Here is a 15,689-nt window from a genome sequence, read left to right as displayed (position 1 = left end):
GTTCAGTTCCGTGCCCAGAATTTCCAGAACGGCTTCTTTGCCGCGGCTTCCGCCGTTTCCTGCGATTCGGGCGCGGCAAAGGCCAGCGGGTTCTGGGTCGGCACAGGCACCACCGCCGGGGTGGCGGCAGCGACGGCCACTGCCTGCGGCTGGGCAGGGGCTGCGGGGGCCGCGCCCGGCGCGGTCTTGGCGGTGAGGCTCTGGGCCGTGCGCTTGGCCATCAGGTCCTCGAGTTCGGCGACCTTGACCATGCGGCCGGCTTCCAGCGAGGTGCCGGTCGGGGCGAAGGCCAGCTCGCGGCCCTTGCGCAGCTTGGCGACCACCGCCTTGCGCTCGGCTTCGGACGGATCGTACCAGGCCATGCCGTCATATTTGCTCATCGCCTTGGCATAGTCGGCATCATAGGTCTTGCCGTAGGACGCCAGCGCGGCCGCCAGCGCCGGCGGCGTCGACATGGCAGGGCATTTGCCGGCGGCATTGAAGGCGCCGCCATCGGTGACCTGCTGATTGAAGACGTATTTCTTCTCGCAGACGTTCACCTCGGGCGGGCGCTTCGTAACTTCGAAATTGTCATAGCCGACCTTCAGCATTTTCCAGAAGTCGTAATTGCTGTCGAGGCGATGCTTGACCATGTTTTCGGCCGTCATGCGGAAGGGGAAGGCCTGCAGCTGCACGGTCGCCTGGCCGCCCTTGAAGGCGTCGCGGGCGAAGGCATAGATCTCCAGCACCTGCTGGTCGGTCATCGAATAGCAGCCGGAGGACGAGCAGGCGCCATGGATCATCAGATCAGAGCCGGTGCGGCCGTTCGCTGCGTCGTAGCGGTTCGGGAAACCGGTGTTGATTGCCAGATAATATTTCGAGTTGGGGTTCAGATTGGCGCGTGTCAGCTCGTAGAAACCTTCCGGCGCCTGCCGGTCGCCGGTCTTGACCTTCGGACCGAGACGGCCGGACCAGGCGCAGATCTTGTAGTCGGCAATCTTGTCGAAGCGGTTGTCGGTCTTCGCCTTCCAGATCTCCATGGCGCCCTCTTCCTTGAAGATGCGGATCATGATCGGCGAATTGCGGTCCATTCCCTTGGCGGACATGGCGGCGAGAATATGCGGAGGAAGCGGCTGCTCGACCTTGTTCTTGACCTTGGAAAGGTCGACTTGCGCGGTTTCCAGCGCATCATTGCAGCCGGTCAGCGCCAGCGCGATGAGTGAAACATAGGCAAAATGACGTATGCGCATCCAAACTAGCCCATAAAGAAGTGCGACCCGGTCGCCTAAGGAGTCCTGGCACGAGGCAGAATCATAAGCGGCTTATACTTCACAAATCCTTACCAGCCTATGACGTGTGAGGAACGCCCCCGCAAGCGCAGATGTCAGAAATAACATCAATGTGGCCAAGGTTTGGCCTCAATCCGCAAAGAGCTGCAGCTTGAGCTTACAGATTCCGGCCCATATTGAGGAATTTCTGGCGCCGTTCATTGCGCAATTGCTCGCCCGAGCGGGATGCCATTTCGGCCAGCGCATTGGCGATCACATCGCCGGTTGCGGCAATGACGCTGTCGGGATCGCGATGCGCGCCGCCGAGCGGCTCGGAAATGATACCATCGATGACGCCGAGCGATTTCAGGTCTTCGGCGGTGATCTTCATGTTGGTCGCCGCTTCCCGGGCGCGCGTCGAATCGCGCCAGAGAATGGAAGCGGCGCCCTCCGGCGAGATGACGCTGTAGATCGAATGCTCGAGCATATAGACCTTGTTGCCGGTGGCGATCGCGATCGCGCCGCCCGAGCCGCCTTCGCCGATGACGACGGAAACGAGGGGAACCTTGACGCCGAGGCACATTTCCGTCGAGCGGGCGATCGCCTCGGCCTGGCCGCGCTCTTCGGCGCCGACGCCGGGATAGGCGCCGGCCGTATCCACCAGCGAAATCACCGGCAGGCCGAAACGATCGGCCATCTCAAGGATGCGGATCGCCTTGCGGTATCCCTCCGGGCGGGGGCTGCCGAAATTGTGTTTCAGGCGGGACTTGGTGTCGTTGCCTTTTTCCTGGCCGATGACGGCGACCGGCTGGCCGCGGAAGCGGGCAAGACCCGCCTGGATCGCGGCATCCTCGGAAAACTTGCGGTCGCCGGCCAGCGGCGTGAATTCCTGGAACAGGGTCTTGGCGTAATCGACGAAATGCGGTCGCTGCGGGTGGCGCGCGACCTGCGTCTTCTGCCAGGCATTGAGCTTGGAATAGATTTCGACGATCGCCTCACGGACGCGAACCTCCAGCCGGCCGATTTCATCGGTGGTGTCGATGCTCTCGTCTTCCGTTGCGAGCTTCTTCAGCTCGATGATCTTGCCTTCGAGGTCGGAGATCGGCTTTTCGAAGTCGAGATAATTGTGCATGAGGTGCGTTTCCGTTCCTTGTGCCCGGGGCGTTTTCCTGGCTCCGCCCCTTGTCGCCGGTCCTATTCGTGCTTTTTCGCCTGTTTGGCAAGGGGGTGATGCGTCTGGACGAGCTGCTGGAGCCTCTCTTCGAGCACATGTGTGTAGATCTGTGTGGTCGAAATGTCCGAATGACCGAGGAGTTCCTGCACGACGCGCAGATCGGCGCCGTTGGCGAGCAGATGGCTGGCAAAGGCGTGGCGCATGACGTGCGGCGAGATCAGCGACGGCGTCAGGCCGGCGCGGATCGCAAGGTTTTTCAGGTCTCGCGCAAAAACCTGGCGCGGCAGGTAGCCCTCCTTCGAGGCGGCCGGAAACAGCCAAGGGCTCTCCTGCGGCTCCTTCGCCGCGGCATTTTCGGCCGCCAGCAGCCGGCCATAGGACTTCAGGGCTCTGATCGCCGATTGTGACAACGGCACCAGCCGCTCCTTGTTGCCCTTGCCGCGGATCATCAGGAAGCGTCCCTCCTGGTCGAGGACGCGGGCGGGAAGCGAGACGAGCTCGCTGACGCGCATGCCGGTGGCATAGAGCAGTTCCAGCAGCGCCAGCATGCGCAGGCGCTGCAACTGGCCAGGGGCCGGATCGTCGGCCTCGTTCTGCGCTTGAGAAAGCAGCCTGCCGACCTCGTCGACCCCCATCGTCTTCGGCAGCGGCCGGCCTTTCTTCGGCGCGTCGAGCACGCCGGTGGGGTCGTCGGTTCGAATGCCTTCGGCGTAGAGGAACTTGTAGAACTGCCTCATGGCCGCAAGCCGGCGCGCCTGCGAGGAGGGCTTGAAGCCTTGGCTGGCGAGCGAGGTGAGATAGGCGGAAAGATCGGCGGAGGCGGCTTCGATCAGCCTTATGCTGCGGCCGTTCAGGAAGGACCTGATGTCATCGAGGTCGCGCTCATAGGATTGCAGCGTGTTGGCGGCGGCACCGCGTTCGGCGCTCATCATTTCCAGGAAGGATTCCACATGGACGCGGCCGAGATCCCTCATGTCGCTCACTTCCCGGTGGTGTTGATCGTGCCGGTCGCCGGCGGATTGACCCGCTCGGACGGAATGCGGATCGTCACGTCACGCGGCTCGGGCTCGACGAAGGTCACGAGCGCCCACATCGCTCCGTAAACCGTCCCGGCGAGGATCGCGCAAAAGAACAGAAAACGGAACAGGGTCGGCATCCGGCAACTCCTTCATGCTCTGCTTCTGTTATAAGAAGCGTATCTGCAAGCGCAAGAAGCGGTATTCATGCCGTGATTCCCTTGTCCGCGACTTGACGCTCCACCTGCATTTGTCGATACGGTTTGCAAACAAAGTGTGAATGGACCGATGAGTGAACCACTGCTGACCGTTGCTGACAGCCTGAAAGACAGAGCTCGCGCCGCTCTCGGTTCACGCAATCTGATCCTGGTCGGCCTGATGGGCGCGGGAAAATCCTCGGTCGGGCGCATTGTTGCCAGCCAGCTCGGCATTCCCTTCATCGACACCGACCACGAAATCGAGCGGGTGTCGCGCATGACGATTGCCGAACTCTTCGCCGCCTATGGCGAGGACGAGTTCCGGGCGCTGGAAACGCGGGTCATGAAGCGTCTGCTGAAGAGCGGTCCGCGCGTCGTCTCCACCGGCGGCGGCGCCTTTGTCAACGAGCGAACGCGCAGGCATATCAAGCGGGGCGGCCTTTCGGTCTGGCTGAAGGCGGATCTCGACGTCCTCTGGGAACGGGTCAACAAACGCGACACGCGGCCGCTGTTGAAGACGGAAAATCCAAAGCAGACGCTCGAAAACCTGATGAACGCACGGTATCCGATCTACGCCCAGGCTGATCTTACCGTGCTCTCGCGCGATGTGCGCAAGGAAATCATGGCCGATGAGGTGCTGACGGCGGTGATCGAATCTCGCAAAGAAAGTCCAGCGTCATGAATGCGATAACCTCCGCTCCCGCCGCCCAGACCGTGCATGTGCCGCTCGGCGAGCGCGCCTACGACATTCTGATCGGGCCGGGGCTGATCGCGCGGGCCGGCGCCGAGATCGCTTCGCGCCTCAAGGGCCGCAAGGCGGCTGTCATCACCGATGAAAATGTCGCGCCGCTCTATCTCGACGCCCTCGTTGCCAGCCTCGATGCGGCAGGTATCGCCTCGGCTGCGGTCGTGCTGCCGGCCGGCGAGAAGACGAAGAGTTTCGAGCATCTGGTGACCGCCTGCGACAAGGTGCTGGAAGCACGCGTCGAGCGCAACGACTGCGTCATCGCGCTCGGCGGCGGTGTCATCGGCGATCTCTCAGGATTTGCCGCCGGCATCGTGCGTCGCGGCGTGCGTTTCGTGCAGGTGCCGACCTCGCTGCTGGCGCAGGTCGATTCTTCCGTCGGCGGCAAGACCGGCATCAATTCCCGCCACGGCAAGAACCTGATCGGCGTTTTTCATCAGCCGGATCTGGTTCTGGCCGATACCGATGTGCTGAATTCGTTGAGCGAGCGTGAATTCCGCGCCGGTTACGCCGAGGTGGCGAAATACGGTCTGATCGACAAGCCGGATTTCTTCGCCTGGCTGGAAGCGAACTGGAAGGCGGTTTTTGCAGGTGGCGCGGCGCGCATCGAAGCGATCGCCGCGAGCTGCCAGGCAAAGGCCGATGTGGTCGTTGCCGACGAGCGGGAGAACGGCCACCGGGCACTGCTCAATCTCGGCCACACTTTCGGCCATGCACTGGAAGCGGCGACCGCCTATGACAGCCGCCGCCTTGTGCACGGCGAGGGCGTTTCGATCGGCATGGTGCTGGCGCATGAATTCTCTGCACGGATGAACCTTGCCAGCCCTGACGATGCGCGCCGCGTCGAGCGGCATCTGCAGGCGGTCGGCCTGCCGACCCGGATGTCCGAAATTCCGGGCGAGCTTCCGCCGGCCGAGCGGCTGATGGATGCGATCGCGCAGGACAAGAAGGTCAAGGGCGGCAAGCTCACCTTCATCCTGACGCGCGGCATCGGCCAGTCCTTCGTCGCCGACGACGTTCCGGCCTCCGAGGTGATCAGCTTTCTCCGGGAAAAACACCCCTGATGACGGTCGAAGGCGCTCTGGCATTTCTCGCGACATATTGGCCGGAGATCCTTTCGATCACGGCGCTCGTGCTGACGTCCGCCTTCTTTTCCGGCTCGGAAACTGCGCTGACCGCCGTTTCGCGCAGTCGCATCCATACGCTTGAGGTCAACGGCGACGAGCGCGCCGGGCTCGTGCGCCAGCTGATCGAGCGGCGTGACCGGCTGATCGGCGCGCTGCTGATCGGCAATAATCTCGCCAATATCCTGTCGTCCTCGATCGCCACCAGCCTGTTTCTCGGGTTGTTCGGCAGTTCCGGCGTGGCTCTGGCGACGCTGGCGATGACCGTTATCCTGGTCATTTTCGCGGAAGTGCTGCCGAAGAGCTGGGCGATTTCGACGCCCGACCGCTTCGCACTTGCCGTCGCGCTGCCGGCCAAGCTCTTCGTCACCGTCGTCGGACCGGTTTCCTCCTTCGTCAATGCGATCGTCCGGCGGATCCTGGCGCTGTTCGGCATCAATCTCTCGCGGGAAATATCGATGCTGACGGCGCATGAGGAGCTGCGCGGCGCCGTCGACCTGCTGCATCGCGAGGGATCGGTGGTCAAGGCCGACCGCGATCGCCTCGGCGGCGTGCTCGATCTCGGCGAGCTGGAACTCTCCGACATCATGGTTCACCGAACCAAGATGCGGGCAATCAATGCCGACGACCCGCCGGAGGCGGTGGTGCGCGCCATCCTGGAAAGCCCCTATACGCGCATGCCGTTGTGGCGCGGCACGATCGACAACATCATCGGCGTCGTTCACGCCAAGGATCTGCTGCGGGCACTGGCCGAGCCGAACATGGAGCCACAGAACCTCGATATCGTCAAGATCGCGCAGAAGCCGTGGTTCGTGCCCGACAGCACCAACCTCGAAGACCAGCTCAATGCCTTCCTGCGCCGCAAGCAGCATTTCGCTGTCGTCGTCGACGAATATGGCGAGGTGCAAGGCATCGTCACGCTCGAGGATATTCTCGAGGAAATCGTCGGCGACATTTCCGACGAGCACGACATCGAGATTCAGGGTGTGCGCCAGGAGGCGGATGGTTCAGTCGTCGTCGACGGCGGCGTGCCGATTCGCGACCTGAACCGTGCGCTCGACTGGAACCTGCCCGACGAGGAGGCGACGACGATCGCCGGCCTCGTCATCCATGAATCGATGACCATTCCGGAAGAGCGCCAGGCCTTCACCTTTTACGGCAAACGTTTCGTCGTCATGAAGCGGGAGAAGAACCGCATCACCAAGCTTCGCATCCGTCCGGCCGGGGAAGGCGGCGCCAAGCCCGGCTGATCGGCTTGGCGCGAAGGCAACCGGTTCCTATATAAGCTGCGGTTCTACCATCGCGTCGCCTCGCCCGGCGCTGCCGGTTCGACGGCCAGCGCATGCAGGCCGGCATCGAGTTCCGGTTTCAGCAGGTCGGTAATGGCGCGATGGCGCGCCAGCCGTGACAGGCCGGCAAATTTCGCCGAAACGATCCTCACCCGCATGTGGGTTTCGCCGGTGCCAGATATATCAGGCTGATGGCCGGCATGCAGGTGGCTTTCGTCGATGACGCTCAGGCGTTCGGGCGCGAAGGCGTCGACAAGTTTTTCTTCGATGCGGGTCCTGAGGGTCATCATCCGGTCTTGCTGTTGCGCGAAAGGGGTTCCCACCAAGCCAGCAACATTCCCATTTGTCAATTCTTGTTGTCGCCTGCCGACAGCCCCATAATTAGCGCCGCCATGAGACTTGATTCCAAATATTTCGATCGCATCCGAACACGCCGCAAACGCGAGCAGGAGGCAGAGGAGGCGCCGCCTACCTGTCAGTGGGACGGCTGCGACAAGAAAGGTTCGCATCGCGCGCCCGTCGGGCGCAATGCGGAAGGCCAGTTCTTTTTGTTCTGTTTCGAGCACGTCAAGGAATACAACAAGGGCTATAACTATTTCTCCGGTCTTTCGGACGGCGAGATCGCGCGATACCAGAAAGAGGCGATCACCGGCCACCGGCCGACATGGACCGTCGGCGTCAACAAATCGGCGAAGGACAGTCCGCTGCATTCGGAAGTGCGCTCCGGCGCCTATACGCGCGTTCGCGATCCCTTTGGGTTCGTCAAGGAGGGCGGCAAGGGCAGCGGGCCGCGTTTTCCCCAGGCGCGCAAGCTGAAATCGCTGGAAAGCAAGGCCTTCGATACGATGGGCCTGCATGCCAATGCGACGTCGGCGGAGATCAAGAGCCGCTACAAGGAACTGGTCAAGAAGCACCATCCGGATGCGAATGGCGGCGACCGCGGCTCGGAGGAGCGTTTCCGCGCCGTCATCCAGGCCTATCAATTGTTGAAGCAGAACGGTTTTTGTTAATTCCCGTCCTTGCTCTTAGGCTTCAATCGGGTATGGTCCAAGTCGGCTGAGGCCGCAGGCAAACGCGGCTCCTATCTGCGTGTTTACCGATCGCCTCCGCCGACCTTTCCGGACGCGGCGTTTCTTGTCCGGGACTCTTTCAAGAATGCTCGCAAGCGGTCATCATCCCGCCGAGGTTTCGTTTCAGTCCCGGAGAAGTATCGCCGACGTTCCGACCTGGACGGGCGCGGACAAAATCGCGGCGTCACGGTTGCGACATGGCCTGAGACAGTATGGCCGGGTGGCATCACCCGCCTTGGAGACATGATGAGCAAGATCGACCTGGATATATCTGAACTGCCCGATACCACCGTTTCGGTCCGCGAGACCTTTGGCATCGATTCGGACATCCGCGTTCCCGCCTACAGCAAGGGCGACGCCTATGTGCCGGACCTCGATCCCGACTATCTGTTCGACCGCGACACGACGCTCGCCATTCTCGCAGGCTTTGCCCATAACCGACGCGTGATGATCTCCGGCTATCACGGCACCGGCAAGTCCTCGCATATCGAACAGGTGGCGGCACGCCTCAACTGGCCCTGCGTGCGCATCAACCTCGACAGCCATGTCAGCCGTATCGATCTCGTCGGCAAGGACGCGATCGTCGTCAAGGACGGACTGCAGGTCACCGAATTCAAGGACGGTATCCTGCCCTGGGCCTATCAGCACAATGTCGCGCTCGTCTTCGACGAATACGATGCCGGCCGTCCCGACGTGATGTTCGTCATCCAGCGCGTGCTCGAATCCTCCGGCCGCCTGACGTTGCTTGACCAGAGCCGCGTCATCCGGCCGCACCCGGCCTTCCGCCTGTTTGCGACCGCCAATACGATCGGCCTCGGTGACACCACCGGTCTTTATCACGGCACGCAGCAGATCAACCAAGCGCAGATGGACCGCTGGTCGATCGTGACGACGCTGAACTATCTGCCGCATGATCACGAAGTGAATATCGTCGCCGCCAAGGTGAAGAGCTTCGGCAAGGATAGGGAAGGCCGCGAGACCGTGTCGAAGATGGTCCGTGTCGCTGACCTGACGCGCGCCGCCTTCATGAACGGCGATCTCTCCACCGTCATGAGCCCGCGCACGGTAATTACCTGGGCTGAGAACGCCGAGATCTTCGGTGATCTTGCCTTCGCCTTCCGCGTCACCTTCCTCAACAAGTGCGACGAACTGGAGCGGCCGCTGGTGGCTGAGCACTATCAGCGCGCCTTCGGCGTCGAGCTGAAGGAAAGTGCCGCCAACATCGTTCTCGGAGCCTGAGACCGACCGATCATGGCAGCTCGCGGTGACAATTCGAAAGCAAAGCCCGGCGCGCCCGTCGATGTCGAGCCGTTGCGCCGGGCGATATCAGGCTGCGTGCGCTCGGTCGCCGGCGACGGCGATGTCGAGGTAACCTTCGCCAACGAACGGCCGGGGATGACCGGCGAGCGCATCCGCCTGCCGGAGCTTTCCAAGCGGCCGACGGCGCATGAGCTGGCGGTAACCCGCGGGCTCGGCGATTCCATGGCGCTGCGGCTTGCCTGCCATGACGAGAAGGTGCATGCGACGATGGCGCCGCAGGGCTCGGACGCCCGGGTGATCTTCGACGCGGTCGAGCAGGCGCGCGTCGAATCGATCGGCGCGCTGCGCATGGAGGGCATGGCATCGAACCTGCGCTCCATGACGGAGGAGAAATATTCCAAGGCGAATTTCACCGGCATCGAGCGCCAGGAAGACGCACCGATCGGCGAAGCGGTCGCGATGATGGTGCGCGAGAAGCTGACCGGCCAGCGTCCGCCGGCTTCCGCCGGCAAGGTGCTCGACCTCTGGCGCGGCTTCATCGAGGACAAGGCGGGCTCCGAGCTTGACAACCTGTCGGGCGCGATCAACGACCAGCAGGCCTTCGCCAAGGTGATCCGCAACATGCTGTCGGCCATGGAGATGGCCGAGGAATACGGCGACGACGACAGTCAGGCCGACAATGACGATCAGTCGGAACAGGAAGACCAGCCGAGCGGCGACGAGCAGGATCAGGACGAGGTCGACGAGGATGCCGGCACCGATGCCGCCCCGGTCGAGGACAGTGAAGTCGCCGACGAACAGATGGAGGACGGCGAGACCGAAGGTGCCGAAATCTCCGACGACGACATGATGGAAGAGGGCGAGGACGATTCGGAAACGCCGGGCGAGACCCGCCGTCCAAACACACCGTTTGCCGATTTCAACGAGAAGGTCGATTATCACGTCTATACCGAAGAGTTCGACGAGATCATCACCGCCGAGGAGCTCTGCGACGCCGCTGAGCTGGAGCGGCTGCGCGCCTTTCTCGACAAGCAGCTGGCGCATCTGCAGGGCGCGGTCGGCCGCCTGGCCAACCGGCTGCAGCGCCGCCTGATGGCGCAGCAGAACCGCTCCTGGGATTTCGACCTGGAGGAAGGCTATCTCGATCCGGCCCGGCTGCAGCGCATCATCATCGATCCGATGCAGGCGCTCTCCTTCAAGATGGAGCGCGACACGCAGTTCCGCGACACGGTTGTCACCCTGCTCATCGACAATTCCGGCTCGATGCGCGGCCGGCCAATCACGGTTGCCGCCACCTGCGCCGACATTCTTGCCCGCACGCTGGAGCGCTGCGGCGTCAAGGTCGAGATCCTCGGGTTTACGACGAAGGCCTGGAAGGGCGGGCAGGCGCGTGAAAGCTGGCTTGCCGGCGGCAAGCCGCAGACGCCGGGCCGCCTCAACGACCTGCGCCACATCATCTACAAATCGGCCGATGCGCCGTGGCGGCGGGCGCGCGCCAATCTCGGGCTGATGATGCGCGAGGGCCTGCTCAAGGAAAACATCGACGGCGAGGCGCTGATCTGGGCGCATAACCGCCTGCTCGCACGCCGCGAACAGCGCCGCATCCTGATGATGATCTCGGACGGGGCGCCGGTGGACGATTCGACGCTGTCGGTCAATCCCGGCAATTATCTGGAGCGGCATTTGCGCGCCGTCATCGAACGGATCGAGACCCGTTCGCCGGTGGAATTGCTGGCGATCGGTATCGGTCACGACGTCACGCGCTACTACCGCCGGGCCGTGACGATCGTCGATGCCGACGAGCTGGCCGGCGCGATGACCGAACAGCTTGCCTCGCTTTTCGAAGATCAATCCGTCCAGCCGCGCGGCGGCCGGCTTCGCCGTGCCGGCTGACGCCGCTTCAGGAAAATGTCCGGAATGACAGGCAAGCGCCTTTGCCATGCGGCGTTGATCGCTCTTTGCATCGCGACAGGCGCCTGGCCCGCATGGGCCGACGGCGAAGTGCCGGTCATCAGCCGGCAAATATCAGATTTCAGGATCGGCTCTGCCGAGACGAAATTCGGATCGCTGGAATTTCTCGGCGGGCTGGAGATGGTTTCGAGCAAGGCCCTGTTCGGCTCGCTTTCCTCGATCCGTTTCCGGCAAGACCAGAAGCATTTCGTCGGGGTGCTCGATACCGGCCAGTGGCTGACCGGCACCATCGAGCGTGATGTCAAAAGCCGGCTTTCGGGCCTCTCGGATGTCGAAATCATGCCGATGAAGAACGGCTCGGGCCGTAGTTTCGAGGGCAAAGGACACATGGATGCCGAGGGGCTGGCGTTCGACGGCGATCGGATCCTGGTCTCCTTCGAGCAGGATCATCGCGTCGATGTCTATCCCGATCCCGGCTTTGTCGAATCGAGGGCGATCGGCACCCTGCCGATCCTTATTCCGCGAAAGATGCTGAAGGACAATCGCGGCCTCGAGACGATCACCGTGGCGCCCGCATCGAGCCCGCTCAAGGGCGGCGTGGTCGTCGTCTCGGAGCGCGGCCTCGATAGCGACGGCAACCGGGCGGCGGCAATTCTCAGCGGGCCATTGAAGGGACGTTTCTCGGTGGCGCGAGACGGCAGTTTCGACGTCACCGACGGCGCCTTTTTGCCGAACGGCGATCTGCTGCTGCTCGAACGCCGCTTCAACATGGCCGAAGGCATCGGCATGCGCCTTCGGCGCATCAAAAGCGCCGATATCAGGCCGGGGGCCGTGGTCGAGGGCGAATTGCTGCTCGAAGGCAATTTCAATTCGCAGATCGACAATATGGAAGGTCTCGACGCTTTCCAGGCGGCCGACGGCACGACCCACATCATTCTGGTGTCGGATGACAATCATTCCATTCTGCAGCGCAATCTGATGCTGGAATTCCGGCTTTACGATGAGCCCCAATTGCTCGGATCGTCAGATTGACGTCACATGCCTCGGTTATCCCGCTGGCGGTATCGCAAGCTGCGGTTTTCGGAGGAAATCATGGTGCATATTCATATCATGGGCGCGTCCGGTTCCGGCACCACGTCGCTCGGCCGCGCGCTTGCGGAACGGCTGGATATCGCCCATCTCGACACCGACGACTTCTTCTGGCTGCCCAACGATCCGCCGTTCACGACACCACGGGATGCCGACGAACGCATAAGGCTGCTGCTTGAGGAGACGCGGCGGCCCGGCGGCTGGGTTCTTTCCGGATCGGCGCTGAAATGGGGAAGGCCGCTCGAGCCGCTTTACGATCTGATCGTGTTCCTCAGGATAGAGCCGCAGCTTCGCATGGCGCGAATCCGTGCGCGCGAGGCCGCCCGATACGGACAGAGGATCGGGCCTGGCGGCGACATGGAGGTGAAGAGCGGAGAATTCCTGGCATGGGCGGCAAGCTACGATACGGCCAGCCCCGAGCGCCGCAGCCTCGCTGCGCATGAGCAATGGCTTGAAACGCAGACCGCGCCGGTGCTGCGTCTCGATTCGTCGCGAGATATCGACGATCTGCTCGCAGAGGTTCTTCTGCATCCGGCGATCGCCGCCGGCTCGGTCCGGCGGCGGCGGTAACATTTCCGGCGTGATCAGCCGGCGCGGGCGGGCTGCATCGGCCGCAGCACATTCATCAGTGCGCCGTAAGGCAGCAGCATGATGAGGCCGACGATCATCTTGACGGCGAAATCGCCGATCGCCCAGGAAATCCAGCGCGGCGCCTCGGCAGCGAAAACGCCGAGGACGGGAGCCGCTTCCAGCGCGAAGGGCTCGTTCGGGCCAAGGAAGACGAAAAACGCGGCAAAGGACAGCGAGAAGAACATCACCGTATCGAGCGCCGAGCCGATCAGCGAGCCGATCAGCGGCGCGCGCCACCAGGCCTGGCGGCGCAGGCGGTTGAAGACGGCGATATCGAGCAGCTGGCCGGCGAGATAGGCCGAACCGGAGGCGATGGCGATGCGCGGCGCCGAGGTGAAGAAGGACAATGTCACGCCGACGACGAAGCCGGCAAAGACCACCTTGCGGGCCGCCTGCGGGCCGAACTGGCGGTTGGTCAGATCGGTGATTAGGAAGGCGACCGGATAGGAAAAGGCGCCCCAGGTCAGGATGTCGGCGAGGTTGATGCCGGCGACTTCGGCGTTCAGCGGAAACTGGACGAGGAAGTTGGAGGCGACGACGATCAGCGTCATCAATGCGACATAGGCAAGCGTATAGCGCGTCTTCAGCATTTTTTTATCCTGGGTGATGCCACCAGTTGGAGCGACGGACCGGCAAAGCAAAAGGCTTGACCGGAGATTATCCGTGCAAGCCTTTCGAAGCAGTATGAAAAAGACGTGTCGAAGCTTATGCGGCTTCGGCGGTCTTCTTGACGATCTGGCGGCGCAGCAGACGTGCGCGCATCGACAGCTCGTTTTCGCTGGCCTTCAGCAGGAAGGCATCGAGGCCGCCACGATGCTCGACGGAACGAAGAGCAGCAGCCGAAACGCGAAGACGATAACGCTGGTTGAGAGCGTCGGAAATCAGCGTTACCTGGCACAGGTTCGGCAGGAACCGGCGCTTGGTCTTGTTGTTGGCATGGCTGACATTGTTACCAGTCAGGACGGCCTTGCCGGTCAATTCGCACACGCGGGACATGGAACACCTATTCTTGTTTTCTCGGGCCATCGAATTGCCATCCCCGGCAAAACCGGGCTCGCAATCCAACAGGCATGATTGGAAAGTTGCGGTTCTATAGTCAGAGAGCCTGCGCGCGTCAAGCCAAACCTTGGCCTTTCCCGCAATTCTGTCAAAAAGCTGCTGTTTTCTTCCCGGCATGGCAGGAGTATAGAGCATCTCGGCAAGACCTGCCGCGCGCGGCAAGACAAGGCTTAACACATGGCTCATTCGGGCAGACGCATTTTGATTTCGGTCATCGCCGCGCTTTTTGCCATACCGGCAGCGGCGGCCGAGATCCAGCACCGGACGGTATATCGGGTGACGCTTGCCGGCCTGCCGATCGCGCGCGCCGCATTCCTGACGCAGATCGAGGATGATCACTCTTACAAGATCGCCGGCGATATCAAATCGGCCGGCCTTGCCGATCTCATTAAGACTATCTCGGCAACGACCAGCGTCACCGGCGTTGTGCGCAATGACCGCCTACAGGCGCTGAAATATTCGCTCTATTACAAGAGCGGCAAGAAGGCCCGCGTCTACGAGGTCAGCTACCGCAACGGCGATATCATTTCGGCGACGACGACCCCTCCACCTAAGCGGCCGAAGAACTGGATCGATGTCACGCCGCGCGACATGCGCGCGGTCCTCGACCCGATCTCCGGCCTGGTCTTCACCGGCAATACCAAGGTCTGCTCGCAGACGCTGCCGATCTTCGATGGCGAGACGCGCATGGATCTGGTGCTTTCGCCGAAGGGCGACGAGGATTTTTCGACCGACGGTTTCAAAGGCAAGGCGGTTGTCTGTGGCGTGCGTTTCGTGCCGCGCTCCGGCTACAAGAAGGGCCGCAAGGATATCGACTATCTCAGCAAAAGCGACCGCATGGAAATCTGGTTTGCCAAGTCGGACGCGGCGAATGTATATGCTCCTGTTTATGTGCGCATTCCAACCGAATATGGAATGGTGACGATCACTGCCGTCAAATACGGCAGCGTCGGTTGACGGAGCTTCCGCCTCCGTAAAGGGGGATAGATGAAGTTTCGCGCGACGGCCATCGGTTTTACGGCCATTCTGATGTGGTCGTTCCTGGCGCTGTTGACGGCCGGCTCCGGCAAGATGCCGCCCTTCCAGCTTTCGGCCGTCTGCTTTGCGATCGGCAGCGTTCCCGGCCTCGTCATGCTTGTCCTCAACCCGGCGCGGCTGGCGTTGCTGAAGCAGCCGCCAAAGGTCTGGATAACAGGTATTGCAGGTCTGTTCGGCTATCATTTCCTGTATTTTACGGCGCTCAGGAACGCGCCGGCGGTGGAGGCGGGACTGATCGCCTATCTCTGGCCGTTGTTGATCGTGGTCGGGTCGGCGCTGCTGCCGGGCGAACGGCTGCGCTGGTATCACGTGGCGGGCGCGCTTGCCGGGCTTTGCGGCACCTTCCTGATCGTCGGCCGCAACGGCATCGATTTCGACGGCGCCTACCCGGTCGGTTATGGGGCGGCCTTCCTCTGCGCCTTCACATGGTCGGGTTATTCGCTGCTGACGAGGCGTTTTGAGGCCGTTTCCACCGATGTCGTTACCGGCTTTTGCCTTGTCACTTCCGTCCTGTCGCTCTTCTGCCATCTCGGCCTGGAGGCGACCGTCTGGCCGGCGACGATGTTCGAGTGGGTTGCCGTCATCGGACTCGGGCTCCTGCCCGTGGGGGCTGCCTTCTACGCCTGGGATTATGGCGTCAAGAACGGTGATATCCAGATTCTCGGTGCGGCAAGTTATGCCGCGCCGCTGCTGTCGACGCTCATCCTGACGCTGTTCGGATTTGCCGAGCCGAGCTGGCGCATTGCTCTCGCCTGCCTGCTCGTCACCGGTGGAGCGGTGCTCGCTGCCCAGGAAATGTTCCGCCGCAAAATTCCGGCGCAGTCTGCGGCAGCGGAGTAG

17 protein-coding genes are annotated in these 15,689 nt (G+C 62.3%); 10 read left to right on the top strand and 7 right to left on the bottom strand.

All coding sequences use genetic code 11. The features are described 5' to 3' along the window. Positions 1-2: 2 nt before the first annotated feature. The 4 genes from J2J99_RS20295 to J2J99_RS20280 form a co-directional block, all read right to left on the bottom strand. The gene (locus J2J99_RS20295; protein ID WP_168296651.1) at positions 3-1,229 is read right to left on the bottom strand and encodes a L,D-transpeptidase family protein; all 1,227 of its coding nucleotides are present in this window, start codon (positions 1,227-1,229) and stop codon (positions 3-5) included. 196 nt (positions 1,230-1,425) lie between these two features. Then, positions 1,426-2,379 (bottom strand): acetyl-CoA carboxylase carboxyltransferase subunit alpha, encoded by a 954-nt coding sequence (locus J2J99_RS20290; RefSeq protein WP_168296652.1) that lies wholly within the window; start codon positions 2,377-2,379, stop codon positions 1,426-1,428. A gap of 62 nt (positions 2,380-2,441) precedes the next feature. After that, the gene (gene xerD / locus J2J99_RS20285) at positions 2,442-3,395 is read right to left on the bottom strand and encodes a site-specific tyrosine recombinase XerD (RefSeq protein WP_168296653.1); all 954 of its coding nucleotides are present in this window, start codon (positions 3,393-3,395) and stop codon (positions 2,442-2,444) included. 5 nt (positions 3,396-3,400) lie between these two features. Next, entirely contained in the window at positions 3,401-3,577 is a 177-nt protein-coding gene (locus J2J99_RS20280; protein WP_168296654.1) for a hypothetical protein, read from the bottom strand. A 148-nt stretch (positions 3,578-3,725) separates the two neighbouring features. On the opposite strand from J2J99_RS20280, the gene J2J99_RS20275 reads away from it, so the two are divergent. Genes J2J99_RS20275 through J2J99_RS20265 form a run of 3 tightly spaced genes read left to right on the top strand, consistent with a single transcriptional unit; the run spans position 3,726 to position 6,753 of the window. Further along, entirely contained in the window at positions 3,726-4,316 is a 591-nt protein-coding gene (locus J2J99_RS20275; protein WP_168296655.1) for a shikimate kinase, read from the top strand. After that, positions 4,313-5,443: a 3-dehydroquinate synthase gene (gene aroB, locus J2J99_RS20270; RefSeq protein ID WP_168296656.1), complete on the top strand. Its 1,131-nt coding sequence runs from the start codon at positions 4,313-4,315 to the stop codon at positions 5,441-5,443. The genes J2J99_RS20275 and aroB overlap by 4 nt, the downstream gene beginning before the upstream one ends. Next, entirely contained in the window at positions 5,443-6,753 is a 1,311-nt protein-coding gene (locus tag J2J99_RS20265) for an HlyC/CorC family transporter (protein ID WP_168296657.1), read from the top strand. Before aroB ends, J2J99_RS20265 begins: the two co-directional genes overlap by 1 nt. Before the next feature lie 44 nt (positions 6,754-6,797). On the opposite strand, the gene J2J99_RS20260 is transcribed toward J2J99_RS20265, so the two are convergent. Next, positions 6,798-7,082: a BolA family protein gene (locus J2J99_RS20260; RefSeq protein WP_205918806.1), complete on the bottom strand. Its 285-nt coding sequence runs from the start codon at positions 7,080-7,082 to the stop codon at positions 6,798-6,800. 102 nt (positions 7,083-7,184) lie between these two features. Between J2J99_RS20260 and J2J99_RS20255 the strand changes: the two genes are divergently transcribed. The 5 genes from J2J99_RS20255 to J2J99_RS20235 all read left to right on the top strand — a co-directional run bounded on the left by J2J99_RS20255 (position 7,185) and on the right by J2J99_RS20235 (position 12,692). Further along, complete coding sequence (locus J2J99_RS20255; RefSeq protein ID WP_168296658.1) at positions 7,185-7,802, top strand: J domain-containing protein; 618 nt, start codon at positions 7,185-7,187, stop codon at positions 7,800-7,802. A gap of 306 nt (positions 7,803-8,108) precedes the next feature. Further along, the gene (gene cobS / locus J2J99_RS20250; RefSeq protein WP_168296659.1) at positions 8,109-9,101 is read left to right on the top strand and encodes a cobaltochelatase subunit CobS; all 993 of its coding nucleotides are present in this window, start codon (positions 8,109-8,111) and stop codon (positions 9,099-9,101) included. 12 nt (positions 9,102-9,113) lie between these two features. Next, entirely contained in the window at positions 9,114-11,015 is a 1,902-nt protein-coding gene (gene cobT / locus J2J99_RS20245) for a cobaltochelatase subunit CobT (RefSeq protein ID WP_168296660.1), read from the top strand. Positions 11,016-11,039: 24 nt separating this feature from the next. Next, positions 11,040-12,065, top strand: coding sequence for an esterase-like activity of phytase family protein (locus J2J99_RS20240; protein WP_168296661.1), 1,026 nt, complete (start codon positions 11,040-11,042; stop codon positions 12,063-12,065). Between the two features lie 60 nt (positions 12,066-12,125). After that, complete coding sequence (locus J2J99_RS20235; RefSeq protein ID WP_168296662.1) at positions 12,126-12,692, top strand: ATP-binding protein; 567 nt, start codon at positions 12,126-12,128, stop codon at positions 12,690-12,692. Between the two features lie 14 nt (positions 12,693-12,706). Here the strand turns inward: J2J99_RS20235 and J2J99_RS20230 are convergent, their stop codons facing one another. Then, complete coding sequence (locus J2J99_RS20230) at positions 12,707-13,342, bottom strand: VUT family protein (RefSeq protein ID WP_168296663.1); 636 nt, start codon at positions 13,340-13,342, stop codon at positions 12,707-12,709. Positions 13,343-13,457: 115 nt separating this feature from the next. Continuing rightward, complete coding sequence (gene rpmB / locus J2J99_RS20225) at positions 13,458-13,748, bottom strand: 50S ribosomal protein L28 (protein WP_168296664.1); 291 nt, start codon at positions 13,746-13,748, stop codon at positions 13,458-13,460. Positions 13,749-13,988: 240 nt separating this feature from the next. On the opposite strand from rpmB, the gene J2J99_RS20220 reads away from it, so the two are divergent. Both J2J99_RS20220 and yddG read left to right on the top strand, forming a co-directional pair. Continuing rightward, positions 13,989-14,768, top strand: a complete 780-nt coding sequence (locus J2J99_RS20220; protein WP_168296665.1) for a DUF3108 domain-containing protein — start codon at positions 13,989-13,991, stop codon at positions 14,766-14,768. Positions 14,769-14,798: 30 nt separating this feature from the next. After that, complete coding sequence (gene yddG / locus J2J99_RS20215; RefSeq protein ID WP_168296666.1) at positions 14,799-15,689, top strand: aromatic amino acid exporter YddG; 891 nt, start codon at positions 14,799-14,801, stop codon at positions 15,687-15,689.

The organism is Rhizobium binae, assembly GCF_017357225.1.
Lineage (GTDB): Bacteria > Pseudomonadota > Alphaproteobacteria > Rhizobiales > Rhizobiaceae > Rhizobium > Rhizobium binae.
This window is presented reverse-complemented; position numbering and strand designations above follow the sequence as displayed.